Consider the following 15,655-nt stretch of genomic DNA (forward strand, 5'->3'; position numbering starts at 1 on the left):
GCTAATAGCTAAAAGCTGTATCATGTTACTGCGAAAAGTTTCCCCAGGACCAGTGATACCGGCAGGAATAATAGTACAATCAATGCAAATGGTAAAGTAGCAAAAGCAGCAATCCATGCGGCATTCATGGCAATAAGTGCAATGATGCCTCCTTTTACGGCTTTTCCTATATTAGGGCCGGAAGGATCTTTCATTGCTTTGAACAATGGTACATTGATCATTATTGCAAAGAGCAGAATGAAAGGCAGGGCAGTCCAGATGCGATGATGGAGGAAGGCGAGCAATCCCATAGTAATGTATACTACGGCATAACCAACAGCGGTGAGGCGTAGGCTTTTCACGCTGCCACCATGTACTTCTCCTCTGCTGATATTGGTAACGGCCGCAATGTACAGAATGGGAATAAAGCCCATCCACCAGTAGGCTTGCAGTGCATCGGGAACGATGCTGATGCCCAGCAGCAGATTAAGCCCGCGACACAGCCCCATGTTAAACGGGCCTAAAAAATGATGATGTTTTCCCCATTTATTATATACGAGGGCGCTCGCCGCCACACCTATGGCCAGCCAGCCGGAATAACCGGTGAGGCGTCCTACTGAAAAAGCCGCCAGTATACCTACCAGGAGTAAATAACTACCGAGTATAATGGCCTGTGTTTTAGATATCACACCACTTGGAATGGGTCTTTCAGGGCGTTCGGTACTATCCAGTGTTGCATCAAATACATCATTGAATACTACGCCACCGCCGTAAAGACCAATGGTGGCCAGGCAAAGACAAACTACGGGCAGTGTAAAATCCAGAGTGAGCGTGTCGAACGAAACATTTATGAAATAGCCGGATATAGCTACGCCCGCCAATATATCTGCAATTGCAGTGACGATATTGGCTGGTCGCATCAGGCGCAGGTATCCTATCAATTTGCTAGCAATATAACTCACCGTATAATTAGGTTTTCATGGTTCATTGCCAGCAGAGACGAATCTGTCAGGCCTTTACCGGATGATGGTCGTGTTTTTGTTAATTCGAGGTTGCTGTCCTCCACGTAATACAGAGCTTCCGTTGAATTTCTCACTTTGATCAATATTTCCTGCAATTTCAAAATCTGCTTCATTAATCTGGCCGCTCTGTGCAAAGGCTTTTACAGCATTGGTGTAAGTTACCAAATGAATATCATTCAAGTCAATACCACTTTCGTGCATTAAGGCAGCGGTTTTAGGAACCGCCAGCGGATCGCTGATACCCCAGTCTGCAGCGGAGTTGACCATGATACGTTCACTTCCGTACTGCTTAACCACCGCTACCATGCGTTCATTCCCCATTTTAGTGAATGGATAGATGGTAAATGCAGCCCAGAAGCCACGATCGAGTACTTCTTTCACTGTTTCCTCGTTATTATGATCTACAATGATCATGTGAGGCTCGAGTCCATGCTCCAGTGCGATATCCATACTGCGCTGGGTTCCTTTTTTCTTATCGCGGTGAGGCGTATGGATTTGTACTGGTAAACCCGCTTCCTTGGCAAGTTCCAGCTGAGCACGATAATATTTTTCTTCCAGGGGAGTCTGATCATCAAAGCCAATTTCGCCTACACCCACTACGCCTTCCTTGTAAATGAACTGCGGGAGTATTTCCATTACAGCTTCCGCCAGCTTTTCATTATTGGCTTCTTTGGAGTTAAGTCCAATGGTGCAATAGTGTTTAATGCCAAACTGGGAAGCGCGGAAACGCTCCCATCCCAGCAGGCTGCTGAAATAATCACGGAAGGTATCTACACCAGTCCTTGGTTGTCCTAACCAGAATGCAGGTTCAATAATAGCCACTACACCAGCATCGGCCATGGCCTGGTAATCATCGGTAGTACGGGCAGTCATATGCACATGCGGATCAAAAAAACGCATGCCTTTTATTTTATCGAGGAAAGCAGGTGTATAAGTGAGGGGTTGAAGATCTTTTTCTGTTAAATCATGAATTCCGCACATATCAAATCAATTTTATTATTTTATTTTAATATTTTTTGCGCCAGTGTGTTCCAGGTAAGGCTACCATCCTGAATTTCCGCCTGCAATGCGGGCGATTGTGCCAGTAATTCCTTTGCAGGAGCGTAGTTACTTTGTGCACATACCAGTGCTGCAGCTTCTTTTTCAGTACTATTCAGAGAATGCCAGATGCGGGTAACATCTCCCAGATTATCTTCATTTACAAAATTTACCAGTAAACGCCACTGCATAGGGTCCACGGTTCTACCAGCGGCCCAGCGTTCGTGGGCAAAATCCACGAGGATGTTTACCAACGGCAAGTTAGCCCGTTCATCCAAACCTGTAATGAGGTGTAATGGTTTATCGGTGAAGATCGCCTTCATAACCAGCTGGTTCCAGGCTGGTTCCGGGAGATATTTTGCGGGATAGGGATTACGCAGCATGATAGCTTCCTGTACAATACCTATATTAGACCTGATCCCTTCGGAGGTGCGGGCAATCCACTCTTCCGGCCATGGGAGCAGCGGCAGTGCACTGTATAAAGCGGCCAGCTCATTCATTTCAGCAGCATTAAACAGTTTTTCCAGGGTATCCAGGTAAACCGGCTTATCTGTTACCGGTAGCTGAAGAAGCCACCAGGCACGCGCAAGGCGATCTAACGTCCACCCCTCTACGAAGAATGAAGGCAACAACTGTTGCAACTGTTCATTTTCCAACGGTGAAAGTGTAATGATTTCTTTACCTGTGAAGCGTGGAATAGCTGTAAAAGTTTGATTGAACTGAGGGATACCACCGGATTGTTGCTGCAATTGCAAGCGTTGCTGCAGCCAGATATTTGCTTTCTCGTTACCCTTGTTCTTAATGATCGTACTAAGCAGCGTGCTCACTTTATCCTGATCGTATACATATTCAGCCACTGATATATCCTGTTTAAAATAATAATGCTGATTTCCCACTAAAATTAACCCCTAATAATGGGATTTTCAGAATTCGCCCGCTTTTTTATGATAGGTGGCAAAAAAAGAATATTAAACCGTTTACCTGAGCGGTTGAGCGATGGGTATATAAAATAAAAGAGAGGCATTACTGCCTCTCCTTCCGCCATTCTAAAACCTGATTATGCATCAGGATTTCTTCATATCACCGGGCCTTTGACGGCAGGCACAGTGCAATAAGGTGTATGTTGGGAAAACGCTGATCAAGAACGACTGTACATTATTAACTAAAAAACATATGAATATTATTCCCTAGCCTCTGATCTCAATAAGCAATATTGTATGTAGCAAATAAAATACGGCCGTAAGATACATATTTCTGCTTTCATTCCAAATAAACAAACCATTTTTACGTTGCAATTAATGCTTCGAATTATTCTGTAATACTATAAAGGGCTGATATTCTTTCCAGTCCGGCTTATAATGATCGAGTATAATGAATCCCCTCGCATAGTTTCCTAGTACTATATCAAGGTCTCCATCATGATCATAATCCTTTACATCCATACAAATCCACCGGCCTTCTTTTTCAATGGGCGGCGCATGTGGTGTAAATGTAAGTGGTGTTTTGCCTCCTTCAAAAAAAATAAATTTCTCCGATGGATTATGTTGAAAATCCGCGAAAAAGGCTATGGCAGCGATATCTGGCTTACCATCCTGATTAAAATCTCCTGCTACAGCTTTGGTACTTCCATTGACCGGATAGTTCCAGGCTAGCCTGTATTTATTATTTCCTTCATTTACATAGACGTATAAACCGTGATAAGGTTTAAGCACCATAGAAAAATCCATGTTATCTCCACAGGTATATAGTATATCAAGTTGTCCATCTCCATTAAAATCCATCAGTTGAAAACTGGTAGAACCATTGAGTGGCGGAAATCTCAGGAGATTCTTTGATATAAAGCCACCTTTTTTGTCATTTTCAAATAACCAGATGCCTTCGTCACCGGCAGCAAACAAAACCATAATGTCCGTATAGCCGTCATGGTTAAAATCCCCTGTTTCTGCATGAATGGCCCCCGGTACCTCCCATATAGGTAACTGTTTCCAGTGATGGTCCTGTAATTGTTTCAGCCAGTATAAGCCACCCTGATTATGCCCAAATGCACATACCAGCAAATCTTCCAGTCCGTCTTTATCAAAATCTGCAGATAAAGTTTGTACCGGACGTTTCAGGAATGGCATGATGTCGGCCTGTTTACTTTGCGGATCATCGGGGTTAATACTGGTAATAATTCCAGCGGGCACATCCAATGCACGCAGATTGCCTATTTCTGTCAGGATTGTCTGCGATCTGCCGGCAGTGTCTTTTGTGTATAGTACGTCTGTAGCGGGCGATGGTAGTTTCCGTGTATTTACTGCCGTCAGTGCTGTATCCCATCTTGTCAGGGTATTATTCGCATCGCTTGTCAGCAAGCCCCCACTGGGCAGAAACGACACCATGGTAGTAGCCGCCACCACATGGCTGTCTTTCTGCGCCGGTAATTTCAGCGAAAAAACAGCCCAATCATGCTGTAAAGGAACTGAAGGTTTGGCTGGTGTCAGTTTTTCCGGAGCGGAACGTTGATAGTACTCTACCAGCTCTGTCCATTCTTTAATGGAAATAAGGGCCGGTTTATCGCCCGGCATTGGCGGGTAGTATTTGCTTCCGCTCCACACTTTGATGCCTAATTTGAGGGCCATTTCGGGCAATACGTGCTTTGTCCAGGTTTCCTTATCCAATAAATCAGGTGAAACGGGTAAATGGCAACTGGAACAATATTTATCCGCCAGGGCTTTTCCTTTTTCATCCGGGGTAGGTGTATGACATCCGCTATTGAGTAGATAGCAACAGGTCGTCATCAGGAATAAAGCAGCGATAGACAGTTGCCTTGGTTTTGGTTGATCGGGCATTGGTTCTTTTTTCTTCTAACACAATATAAAGCATTAAGAATTACGAATTACGGAGTTGTGAGAAGATAGTAAACGCGATAATCAGCATTCTCTATTATCTTCTCACAACTCCGTAATTCGTAATTCCTAATTCGTAATTAATTAATAGCCCTTATTTTGTTTGAGGACCCGTTGTCCTGCTTGTAGCGTCAGATCTATTTGTCGCTGTGGTATAGGGAAATATTCATTTTTCCCCTTAGTAAACACAGCACCATTCAAATCCGTAAAACCGGCAGCCTTTTCAGACGCATAATACGCTGTCAGTACCTGGTCTGCAATATCCCAACGGGAGAGATCGAAGAAGCGATGACCTTCAGTAGCCAATTCCAGTTTACGCTCAAAATAGATAGCCTTTAACGCAAATGTTTTACTGGCAAACACCGGATAGTCACCTATTTTGTAATTAGCTGCGGTAGTCCCCGGAATGAATTGCTTGGTAACGTCATCATATTTCTGGAGCCATTGGTCAGGATTATTTTTCATCCTGTCACGCACCATATTCACCATGCTGGTAGCTACTCCCAGGTTATTAATTTGTGCAGCTGCTTCTGCATACATCAGTAACACGTCGGCATAGCGGATCAGGTTTACATTAATAGCGGAACCGGGTGCCCAGCTATGGGCATCATGGTATTTATCCTGATCTTTCTGCCAGTACACCATTTTTTTCGGAGAATAGGGGCCACCATAACTCTGGTCACGTTGCCATTTTGCGCCGGGATGATTACCCCAGTCATGATACGGAATGCCGCGACGACCAACAGTCCAGTCGAGGCGGGGATCCAGCAATCCGGCATCAGGTGTAAACGCAGCATCACTGTTGATGCCTTTATCAGATTTCACCGCATGATCATTATAATCATCCAGGTAAGGCAATCCGTTGGCATCTACGCGGAAAGAATTGACAAGATCCTGTGAAGGCTGAAAAAATCCACAGCAGCCAAATGGGCTCGGGTCATACGGGAAGTTCAGCATTTCACCGGAATTGGCATTGGCAATGGTGTTGGTACCATCATTGGCTGTCATTTCAATATAAAAAACGGCCTCAGGATTACCTGTTTTCTTAGACGCATCAAAATTATCCTCATACCGGTTTGATAGTCTGTATGGGATACCCGCACTGGTTCTGCCATTAATAGCGGTGGCAAATAAAGTAAAGGCATCCTGGTATTTTTTCTCGTACAGGTAACATTTGGCGAGATAGATCTGTGCAGCAGATTTATTTGCTCTTGAAACATCTCCACTGGCCTTCCAGTCATCAGGCAGGTTATCTACTGCATTTTTGAAATCTGCTTCAATGAATGGCCATATATCCTTATCATTAGCCACTCTCACATCTACCGTAGTATCAGTGATATACGGCACATTGTTATACATTTTCTTCAGCTCAAAATAATAATGTCCACGCAGAAACCTTGCCTGTGCTTCTATCAGCTTACGTTCTGCCGGTGTTAAATCTGTGGCTTCACCCATTTTCTTCAGCGTAAGATTACAGCGGTTTACACCTTCAAACACCGCTTTCCATTTGGTATTAAAAAAAGTGTTGGCAGCAGAGTAGGTGCTCTTGGCGATTTCGTTGATAGGTTCCTGATCACCGGCATTACTGCCTTTATGTGCTTCTCCTCCTACTACAGTACCATAAATCCAATTGGTAGGCGATGCTTCCCAGGGGTTGCCACCACCCAGTGCGGCGCCATTTCCCTGTCCATCCAATGCAGCATATGCACCAACAAGTAAATAATTCACACCATCCCTGTTGGCCACAATTTCTTCTGTAAGCGTACCCTGTGGGGCGCGCTCCAGGAAACTTTTCTTGCAGGCTGTAAATGCTATTGCCAGCAGTATAATTACCAGACTTGAATATCGTAATGTTTTCATTTGTTTCGTTTTTAACAGTTCAACAAAAGAATCAGAATGCAACGTTCACTCCCACCAGGTACTGACGCTGATTCGGGTAGGCCCCTTCATCCAATCCGAACGACTGTGAGTTACCTGCCACTTCAGGGTCTATACCGGAGTATTTAGTGATGGTAAACAGGTTAGCTGCCTGTACATATACCCTGAATTTCTCAATACCAACACGTTTCAACATGTAAGTAGGCAGGGTATATCCCAGCTGCATATTTTTAGCGCGCAGATAAGAACCGTTTTCTACGAAATAGGAATTCGGTGAGCCGGAAGTACTTGGAGTAGAGCCTATTTCCTGTATGGGCGCTTTGGCATTCTGATGTTCTGGTGTCCAGGAATCATACAACGCGGTTTTGCTCTTTGCACTTACGAAAGAAGGATAAAAGTCTGTCCACCATAATACCTGGTTCCATATTTTGTTTCCCTGTACACCATAGAAAAATGCAGAGAAGTCGAAGTGTTTATATGTGAGCCCGATATTTAATCCATATGAAAATTTCGGATTGGGATTACCGAGGTAAGTACGATCATCCGCATCCACTTTACCATCACCATTTGTATCGGCATATTTGAAACGGCCGGCGCCGGCACCCAGCTGATATTCTTTCAGATCAGGATACTTTGCTTTGGCGCTGGCGTTGGCGGCTGTCACTTCTGCAGCGCTGTTCCAGAAACCAATGATCTTATAACCATAAAATTCGCTGATGGACTGACCGATGGCATTGCGGATAATGGGTGATCCAAAGCGACGGCTTTCCAGGTCGAAGTAGGGTGCAGATTCAGAGATCGCAAGGATTTTGTTATTGTAAGTGGTTAAGGTTCCCGTAACATCCAGTTTCAGGTCTTTTGAGAGATCCTGTTTGTAGGTAACAGATGCATCCCATCCTTTGTTTCTCATTTTAGCCACGTTGGTGAACGGAGCTGTAGCGGCGCCATATACGCCGGCGAGTTCTGGATTGTACAACAGATCTTTCACTTCTTTATGGTACCAGTCTACCGTAAATTCCAATGCACCTTTAAACAAAGTAGCATCTATACCAATATTAGAATTCGTGTTGCTTTCCCATTTTGCAAAAGGGTTACCAATCTGTGTTCTGATAAATCCTTTACTGGTGGTAGGGTTACCGTTGATACTATAGAAAGAGGAGGTTCTGTCAAAACCGTAGGCAATAAACTGGTTGCTGGGTGTTACGTTAATCTGATTACCCATAATACCCCATCCTCCACGTAATTTCAGATCAGAAATCCAGGAGACTCCTTTCATAAACTCTTCCTGTGATATGCGCCATGCACCGCTTATTGCCGGGAAGTTACCATACCGGTTGGCATCACCAAAGCGGCTGGAACCATCGCGGCGGATGAGTGCACCGATGAGGTAGCGATCTTTATAGGAATAATCTGCCCTTGCAAATAAGGAGAAGAGACCATCTGTACCAAAGCCACTACCGTTAGTAGGCGTGCCTGTTCCGGTACTGAGATTGGTAAAATCAGGATTAAAAGAAAAATAATCGGTGGTAGTACCGGTTAATGTACGGAAATGGTTATCATATGCTTCCGTACCTATCAGTACTTTCAGATCATGTTTCTGACTGAAATTTTTGTGGAAAGTCAGCGTATTCGTCCAGGTCCAGTCGTAGCCGTTGCCGGTTGTTTCTGTATATTGATTAACTGAATTGTTCTCTGCATTTTCATATTCCGGTAGCGTGAAACTGTTATTATCGAAATTATAAATTTCGCCACCGAAGCTGGTTCTCAGGGTGAAGTTTTTGAGGATGTCTGCTTCTGCATACACATTACCGAGCAACCTGTTAGCCAGGGCTTTGGTTCTGCCGAAGCGATCCTGAATAGCAACAGGATTACGGGCATTCCCCAGATCTTTTCCACTGGAGCCGGAATAGTTTCCTTTAATATCATATACCGGTATAATGGACAATTCGCGGAAAGCCATACCAATACCGCTGCCTTCCACGAGTGTACCGATCTGCGGATTATTGATGATGGAATATTCCAGGTTTTCGCCTACCCTGATATGATCTGTTACATTGAAGTTGGTGTTAGCACGTACTGCATAACGTTTGTTGTACGTGTTGGTCAGCGTACCCTGCTGGTTGAAGTAGTAAAACGAGAAGAAATAATTCCCGATATCGCCACCACCGCCAACAGATATGTTATGGCTCGTAATTGGGGCTGGTTTAAATATTTCATGAAACCAGTCCGTTCCTTGTTTATTTGCTTTACTGATGCGATAAAATGTTTTGAGGTCCGCAGCAGATTTATAGTTTGGATTCACAAAATAGAGATTGGGATTGGTGCGTGGGTCTCCTTCTTTCAATCCTTCCGGTGCGATATAATCAGGAATTACCGGTGTGGTGCCGTTACCATATTGTGCGTCTTCAAAGGGAGTGCCGGGAGAGTTTTTAATGGCCAGCCATTTCAGATTAGCCTGTTCCTGGGGGTTCAGGATGTTCCATACATTGCCACCCTGGGGCTTTTGCCGGCCGTAGTAACCATCGTAGGTGACCTTCACTTTACCGGTCCCTCTTTTGGTGGTGATCACGATTACGCCGTTGGCAGCGCGGGCGCCGTAGATAGACGCCGCACCTGCATCTTTCAGTACCTGCATGGTTTGTACATCATTGGGATTTACGTCCGTTACGTTGGAAACAGGCACTCCATCGATAATGTAGAGGGGAGTGTTGTTACCGAAGGTATTGATCCCTCTGATTTTTACCTGTGGTTCCTGACCAGGCTGACCAGAGCCGAGTACAGTAACGCCAGATACTTGTCCCTGCAACTGGCTGGCGATTTGCGAGGTAGGTTGTTTGGTCAGATTCTCCACTTTTACAATGGATACCGATCCGGTAAGGTCTTTCTTTTTCTGGCTGGCATAACCGGTTACGACTACTTCTTCCAGTGATCCTACTTTTTCACTGAGCGCAACATTCAGCGGGCCGGAGCCGACTACTACTTCCTGGGGATCGTACCCGACAAAAGAAAAGATGAGTGTTTCTCCTGATTTTGCCTGCAGGGAAAAGTTTCCGGCGGGGTCTGTAGCAGTACCGCGGTTGGTACCTTTTATAGACACTGTAACACCGGGGAGGGCGTTGCCTGAGGCCTTGTCAGACACTTTTCCCGTAATTTTCGTTTGTGCGTAAACGTTGCTGCCGGCCAACAGCAACAGGATGCCACATAGCGCGGCGATGGCCTGGTAGAGTTTCTTTTTCATAACGTGATTTAAGCGTAACGTTTAAGAAAAATTGTTTAAAAAAAGGGTACCTGTGTGCATATTTCTGTTGTTGTACAGATACGACATTGCATACGAACTCCTACCCCGCTATGAGGTGTTCACAGCAGGTTCATTTATACAGCCAGTATATTAAGCATAGGAATTTCAGCCCCGTTATGATGTGGTCATAGCAGGTTAATTTATACAGCTGGTATAAAGCGTAAAACCCCAGCCCTGTTATGATGTACTCATATCAGGTTAATTATACAGCTGGTATGTAAAGTATTAGTTACCCATCGCCTGTGCAAGATGCGCTACACAGTGAGAATAAGAAATAAGTGTCCGCACAACAGTTAAAATATAACGATTGAAAATGAATAAGAAGACTAACTAATTGTGCCTTGATCAGATGATGATTAAATCATATCAGCTCATAGTTTAATTGTTTACAGATATGTATTCGAATCAATAATGGTGTGAGAAACTTTGTTGCTTGTAACAAACATTTTCAAACTCAGATTTTGGTTCTCACGTGGAATTGTGCTATTGATTTCGAATATATAACAATATTTTAGCCCAGACAAATGCTCTTTTAACATTTTCTTCAAAAGTGCCAAATTTGCAGGCTGTCATTCCACTATTCCGCACTGTTGGGATAAAATAATATAAGGAATATGCTTTTGAAATAGTTTTATGTATGTTTAAGCCCTAATTGTTGTGTCATGAAAATATTGAATATTGTCTTTTGCCTGATGTTTGTCGTGTTTGCGGGCTTACAGTACAATGATCCCGATCCGTACGTATGGATGCCTATCTATCTTTATTCCGCGGCACTCTGCTGGCTGGCAGCCCGTCACCGCTTCTATCCAAAATGGTATCTGGCCGGCATAGCGGTGTACCTGGCCTATGCTATCTATAAATTTTTTGATCAGAATGGCGTAGAAGACTGGTTTACCCAACACAATGCGGAGAACCTTGCAGAAACCATGAAGGCGGCCAAGCCCTGGATTGAAGAAACCCGGGAATTCTTTGGGTTATTTATCTGTATTGGTGCATTGGGGATTAACTATTTTTACAGCAAGCGGAAAAGAGCGTAGGTTGTCTTTTTTCCCGATTGCTATTTTCTGATTCTGAAAGATTTAAAAAAGATGAAGGGAGATATGAGCGGAATTGTCCGCATATATCTCCCTTCATCTCTTTATCTCCACATTACATATTGATCTTCTGAGGTCCTCCATTTAGCGTTACTTCCTTACCTCTCCAGCGGAACCGTCCGGTTACGCCAAAAGGCAGCTTAACGGTACCGGTTACACGATTATTTATGAAAGACAGGTCTACTTCCATGAGTTCTCCATCCGGATGTACCATCGTTGCTTTCACATGTGGAGAGGCTCCCGGATCCGGCGCTATCAACACTGTTCTGAAGTTAGGTGAAGTGGATTGAATGCCTGCGGTTATACCCAGCAGGAAGAGGTTTGCGACAGCAGCAGCTGACTGATACATGACTACACTGTTTTGTTCTTTCAAAGCGGACAGCTGTTGTAGCTCTGCTGCAAAAGTGCCGGTTACACCGGTTTCCTGCATCGCCTTAAAGATGTAGTACTTTTCACGCAGGGATTCTTCCGGAGATGGCTTTTCATTTAGCAAACGTTGCATGATGCTTTTCACCTGCCGCGGCGGCACGGCCTGTGCCAGTACAGCCATCGCGTTGGTGTAGCGGGAAAAAGTTTTCCTGGCAGGAGTTTCTGCATACCATCCTTTTTCTCCATCAAAACACTGCTGATACAATACCTCCCGCAGCTTGTCTGCCGTGCGACTCCATGACAGGGAGTCGGCGGGTTTATCACAATAACCGGCGATGGTAGATGCCTGCCGGAGCGCATACAGGTACTGACCTGACAAGGGTGCCAGAGCGAGACTATCTCTATAAGGCATATCTCCTGGCAAGCCCGTAACCGGGTCCTGGTAACGATCTACCCAATCGAGAATACTCCGTACACCGGGAAACAATTGTTTTGCCAGTACTTTATCTCCTTTATACAACAGGTAATCCTGCAAGGTGCCGATCCAGGTCAGGGCATCTGTAATATTTAGGAGGCGGTCGTCTGACGGGTAGCGGGAACGGATTAAGCCTTCCGGAATGCGTGACTGGTCGGCCTGTATCAGTGCATTTCTCAGCAGTCGGTCATCTCCCGAAAAAAATGAAATGGCCAGCCCATGTATATGGGCATCCTGTATATATTGTAGCTGCTCTTTACAGGGATCATTATACAAATTATCCTGGGCGCCCAGTAGTGCAGCACGTTTACCATTATCCCACAGCGAATCGGCTTCGGCATTTGCCGTGAATACAGCTTTGTCATCCAGCAACGACTGCGTATATACGTTATAGTAGTCCAGCAGGGTAAGTGGTGCTTTATCTGTTTCGATATCCACTTGTGCATAACGGAAGGTACGATAGCCCGTAGTGGTGAATTTCCGGCGGGCACCACCATCCGGACAGATAACATCCTGCACGGCGTTTTTTGTGTCGTAACCTGCCAGGTACGTAATTTTTATGTTGGCTCCCAGTCCGCCGCTGATCAGTATTTCCGGAAAACCAGTTGTTTGCTGTCCGCAGTCGAGCTGTAACCTTACTTTTCGTTTAGCCGGTATAGTTATAGGCGCCGTTCCTTTCAAAAATGCGGCATCTACAGTGGCGCCCTGGGATAAAAGAACAGTTTTGAAATTCTGTCGTTCCTGACTCAGCTGGCCGATGGGTCTTGGCGATAGTAAGCGCCAATCGTTGGAACTACTGCCCCGCAGGGCCACGCCAGCGGTAGCTACCGCCGCTTCCCAACAGGTATCTTTAAAAGTAGTTTGCTCCCAGCCCCAGGGATGGTATTGTGCAGTGATGCTATCGCCTGCATAAGCACCGTAGAAAGTGCCATCTTTCGTTTTTACGGGTAGCACCTGGAAAGCATCATCTTCCATTACCTGCCAGGGGGTAGTTCCGGTGTTGATAATAGCGGCTTCGCGGGAGGTATGTCCTTGTATGAGCAATCCCGTAGCAACGGTTAGTTGTCCGCGGGGCTTGCTGCTTCCGTAATTCACCACTTCAGCAGCGAGTACATTTTTGCCATATTTCAGATAGGAACTGATATCTATTGTTTCATAGTACCAGTTGGAGAGGTCGCCGCGGGCGGGTCCTATCCCCACCTGGTGACCATTCACATACAAGCGGTAACGGTTATCCGCAGAAATGTGAATAATAAACGAACCTGAATAATTCAGTAGTTCAAATTGTTTGCGGAAAAGGTAAACGCCAAATGCTGCCGGTGCGGCGGCCCCATCGCTGATCCACCGTGCATCCCATTGCTGTGGTGCTGTATAGACTCTTTTCGGCGGCTGTGCTTTCCCGGCCATGCTCAATCCTATGAGTGCAGGCAGTAGTACACATCGTTGCAGATATTTCATAGAAGGGTGGTTGTAGATAAAACTGGTCGTCAGGATATGTTACTTACAAATATATTAAATATTATAATAAGATCACATAACTGTCTTTAGTGGCCAGATCGCGGAAAGAAAATGTTCGTATATTCATCTCCCTTAAACTCACCATATGAAAAAAAGTGATATCCAAATTGACCCGGGATATTATACCCGTTACATTAGTCTTGTACCGGATACCGACCTGAACACTGCGCTGACAGCGTCCTTACAGACCCTGCAGTCGTTAGATATTGTACAACTGGAACCTTTGGCGGACTATGCATATGCACCCGGCAAATGGACCTTGAAAAACGTACTGCAACATATTACAGACACAGAACGGGTTTTCACCTATCGCGCCATGATGTTTGCACGTAAGGATCCGCAAATGGCCCCCAGCATGGACCAGGACGTTTATGCCGACAATGCGGAAGTAGATGACCGCAGTCTGGCGGATGTACTGGCGGAGCTAATCGCCCTGCGTACAGCCACCATTGCGCAATTCAGTGGCTATTCTGATACCACCTTGTCCAGAACAGGTATGAGCTGGAAAACAGAAATGTCGGTGTTAGCCCTGGGATTTACCACCGTAGGACACCAGCTGCATCATCTGGATATTATCCACAAGCGATACCTGCAGGATCCTCCGGAGTACTCCCCAGCGCATAACTAACATAGAGGTTAGTAGTTAACAATTAGCACACCTCTTCTTTAAGCCAGTAGCCCGGTCTAGCTTTGCAGACATAAAATCATTACACATGAAACGTCTGGAAAATAAGATAGCCCTGGTAACAGGAGGAAGTCGCGGTATGGGTGCTGCTATTGTAAAACGTTTAGCAGAAGAAGGTGCTACGGTAGTATTTACCTATGTAAAAGGCGCCACCCAGGCTACTGCCCTGGTGGAAGAATTAACAGCAAAGGGCCAACAGGCATCTGCGGTAGCCGCAGACAGTGCAGACCCGAAAGCGGTTATTGCAGCAGTAGACCATACCGTAAACGCACATGGTCGCGTAGATATACTGGTTAATAATGCAGGTACTGCCGTGATGAAACCATTTTCAGAATATACCCTGGAAGATTATGAACACACCATGGCCGTAAATACCCGGGCGGTATTTGTGGGCACACAGGCAGCCCTCAATCATATGAGCAGTGGCGGCAGGGTGATCACTATTGGCAGTTGCATGGCAGACCGCGTAGTAGGTCCTCATGGCACACTGTACAGCATGAGCAAATCAGCCCTCACCGCTTTTAATAAGGGGCTGGCACGTGACCTTGGCAATCGTGGCATCACCACCAACCTGGTACAACCTGGTCCGGTAGATACCGACATGAACCCGGCAGATGGCCCCCATGCTGATTTTCAACGGCAGCACATTGCCCTGGGCCATTATGGTCAGGCTACCGATGTAGCCGACCTGGTGAGCTTCCTGGCAGGACCGGAAAGCGGCTATATCAATGGTTCAGCGCTGACCATTGATGGTGGGTTGAACAGTTAAATTCTACTGATATTCAGTATAGAGAAGGGGGCTCAAATGGCCCCCTTCTCTATTTATCTGGCGAGCAGGTGCCAGTACATATAATCTGTCATCGGCGCATCTGTTATCCCTGCATGGCGGCCGATAGTCACTACCTGCCCACGATGGTAAGCACTGTGATTAGCTACATGTTGTATCATTTCAAAACGGGGGATGTCGAAATCACCTGTAAAAGGAATCGCTACTTTGCCCGTAGCGGTCCATTCCTCTTCAGACAAAGATTCGCAATAGGCAACCAAACGTGCGGATGATATCCTCAATCCTTCTATCGTTTCCTCCACACTACCGGTATACACTTCCCCAAAGGTGAAGGCAGGTTCCTCTCCCAGCAGAGCTGCCATCCACCAGTCCTGCACGTTCCAGATATGACGGAGCGTTTTGCGGACAGAAGAAAAACTCGAGGCGACTTCCATATCCAGTAACTCCGGCGACTTTGTTTCGAGCCAATCCAGCAGTGTGGTATTGGCCCAGCTATTCCAGGCAACATTGGCATTTGCCATGCCTGACAGAGAAGTACGGGAAGTGTTGGTAGCAGTGTGTATCATAGTCGTTGTTGTTTTATAATACAAAGAAACAACCGGTATATGACAACCCTATGTCAAC

11 protein-coding genes are annotated in these 15,655 nt (G+C 45.6%); 3 read left to right on the forward strand and 8 right to left on the reverse strand.

Annotated elements, in window-relative coordinates; genetic code table 11:
• Positions 1-20 precede the first annotated feature (20 nt).
• From eboC to AC1DCV_RS10860, 6 genes are all read right to left on the reverse strand, one after another.
• The gene (gene eboC / locus AC1DCV_RS10835) at positions 21-941 is read right to left on the reverse strand and encodes a UbiA-like protein EboC (protein ID WP_477023196.1); all 921 of its coding nucleotides are present in this window, start codon (positions 939-941) and stop codon (positions 21-23) included.
• Positions 942-995: 54 nt separating this feature from the next.
• Positions 996-1,982 carry a TatD family hydrolase gene (locus tag AC1DCV_RS10840; RefSeq protein WP_441573410.1) on the reverse strand — a complete coding sequence of 329 codons (987 nt, stop codon included), beginning with the start codon at positions 1,980-1,982 and terminating at the stop codon, positions 996-998.
• Positions 1,983-2,002: 20 nt separating this feature from the next.
• Entirely contained in the window at positions 2,003-2,896 is an 894-nt protein-coding gene (locus AC1DCV_RS10845; protein ID WP_477023197.1) for an EboA domain-containing protein, read from the reverse strand.
• Positions 2,897-3,334: 438 nt separating this feature from the next.
• Positions 3,335-4,870, reverse strand: a complete 1,536-nt coding sequence (locus AC1DCV_RS10850) for an FG-GAP-like repeat-containing protein (RefSeq protein ID WP_477023198.1) — start codon at positions 4,868-4,870, stop codon at positions 3,335-3,337.
• Positions 4,871-5,011: 141 nt separating this feature from the next.
• Positions 5,012-6,787 carry a RagB/SusD family nutrient uptake outer membrane protein gene (locus AC1DCV_RS10855; protein WP_477023199.1) on the reverse strand — a complete coding sequence of 592 codons (1,776 nt, stop codon included), beginning with the start codon at positions 6,785-6,787 and terminating at the stop codon, positions 5,012-5,014.
• Positions 6,788-6,818: 31 nt separating this feature from the next.
• Positions 6,819-10,043: a SusC/RagA family TonB-linked outer membrane protein gene (locus AC1DCV_RS10860; RefSeq protein ID WP_477023200.1), complete on the reverse strand. Its 3,225-nt coding sequence runs from the start codon at positions 10,041-10,043 to the stop codon at positions 6,819-6,821.
• Positions 10,044-10,765: 722 nt separating this feature from the next.
• On the opposite strand from AC1DCV_RS10860, the gene AC1DCV_RS10865 reads away from it, so the two are divergent.
• On the forward strand, positions 10,766-11,140 hold the full coding sequence (locus AC1DCV_RS10865; RefSeq protein WP_477023201.1) for a transmembrane 220 family protein: 375 nt from the start codon (positions 10,766-10,768) through the stop codon (positions 11,138-11,140).
• Between the two features lie 112 nt (positions 11,141-11,252).
• Here AC1DCV_RS10865 and AC1DCV_RS10870 read toward each other — a convergent pair whose 3' ends face one another.
• The gene (locus tag AC1DCV_RS10870; RefSeq protein WP_477023202.1) at positions 11,253-13,499 is read right to left on the reverse strand and encodes an alpha-L-rhamnosidase N-terminal domain-containing protein; all 2,247 of its coding nucleotides are present in this window, start codon (positions 13,497-13,499) and stop codon (positions 11,253-11,255) included.
• A gap of 145 nt (positions 13,500-13,644) precedes the next feature.
• Here AC1DCV_RS10870 and AC1DCV_RS10875 point away from each other — a divergent pair, with 145 nt between their 5' ends.
• Entirely contained in the window at positions 13,645-14,187 is a 543-nt protein-coding gene (locus AC1DCV_RS10875; protein ID WP_477023203.1) for a DinB family protein, read from the forward strand.
• A gap of 85 nt (positions 14,188-14,272) precedes the next feature.
• Positions 14,273-15,013, forward strand: a complete 741-nt coding sequence (locus tag AC1DCV_RS10880; RefSeq protein WP_477023204.1) for an SDR family NAD(P)-dependent oxidoreductase — start codon at positions 14,273-14,275, stop codon at positions 15,011-15,013.
• Positions 15,014-15,066: 53 nt separating this feature from the next.
• On the opposite strand, the gene AC1DCV_RS10885 is transcribed toward AC1DCV_RS10880, so the two are convergent.
• On the reverse strand, positions 15,067-15,597 hold the full coding sequence (locus AC1DCV_RS10885) for a DinB family protein (RefSeq protein ID WP_477023205.1): 531 nt from the start codon (positions 15,595-15,597) through the stop codon (positions 15,067-15,069).
• Positions 15,598-15,655 lie beyond the last annotated feature (58 nt).

The sequence above is a fragment of the Chitinophaga sp. 10T418 genome (genome assembly GCF_056394125.1).

Coding starts and splice junctions, on each gene's coding strand:
- AC1DCV_RS10885 (WP_477023205.1), bottom strand. CDS start 15,597: ATGATACACACTGCTACCAACACTTCCCGTACTTCTCTGTCAGGCATG.
- AC1DCV_RS10850 (WP_477023198.1), bottom strand. CDS start 4,870: ATGCCCGATCAACCAAAACCAAGGCAACTGTCTATCGCTGCTTTATTC.
- AC1DCV_RS10875 (WP_477023203.1), top strand. CDS start 13,645: ATGAAAAAAAGTGATATCCAAATTGACCCGGGATATTATACCCGTTAC.
- AC1DCV_RS10860 (WP_477023200.1), bottom strand. CDS start 10,043: ATGAAAAAGAAACTCTACCAGGCCATCGCCGCGCTATGTGGCATCCTG.
- AC1DCV_RS10880 (WP_477023204.1), top strand. CDS start 14,273: ATGAAACGTCTGGAAAATAAGATAGCCCTGGTAACAGGAGGAAGTCGC.
- AC1DCV_RS10865 (WP_477023201.1), top strand. CDS start 10,766: ATGAAAATATTGAATATTGTCTTTTGCCTGATGTTTGTCGTGTTTGCG.
- AC1DCV_RS10840 (WP_441573410.1), bottom strand. CDS start 1,982: ATGTGCGGAATTCATGATTTAACAGAAAAAGATCTTCAACCCCTCACT.
- AC1DCV_RS10870 (WP_477023202.1), bottom strand. CDS start 13,499: ATGAAATATCTGCAACGATGTGTACTACTGCCTGCACTCATAGGATTG.
- AC1DCV_RS10855 (WP_477023199.1), bottom strand. CDS start 6,787: ATGAAAACATTACGATATTCAAGTCTGGTAATTATACTGCTGGCAATA.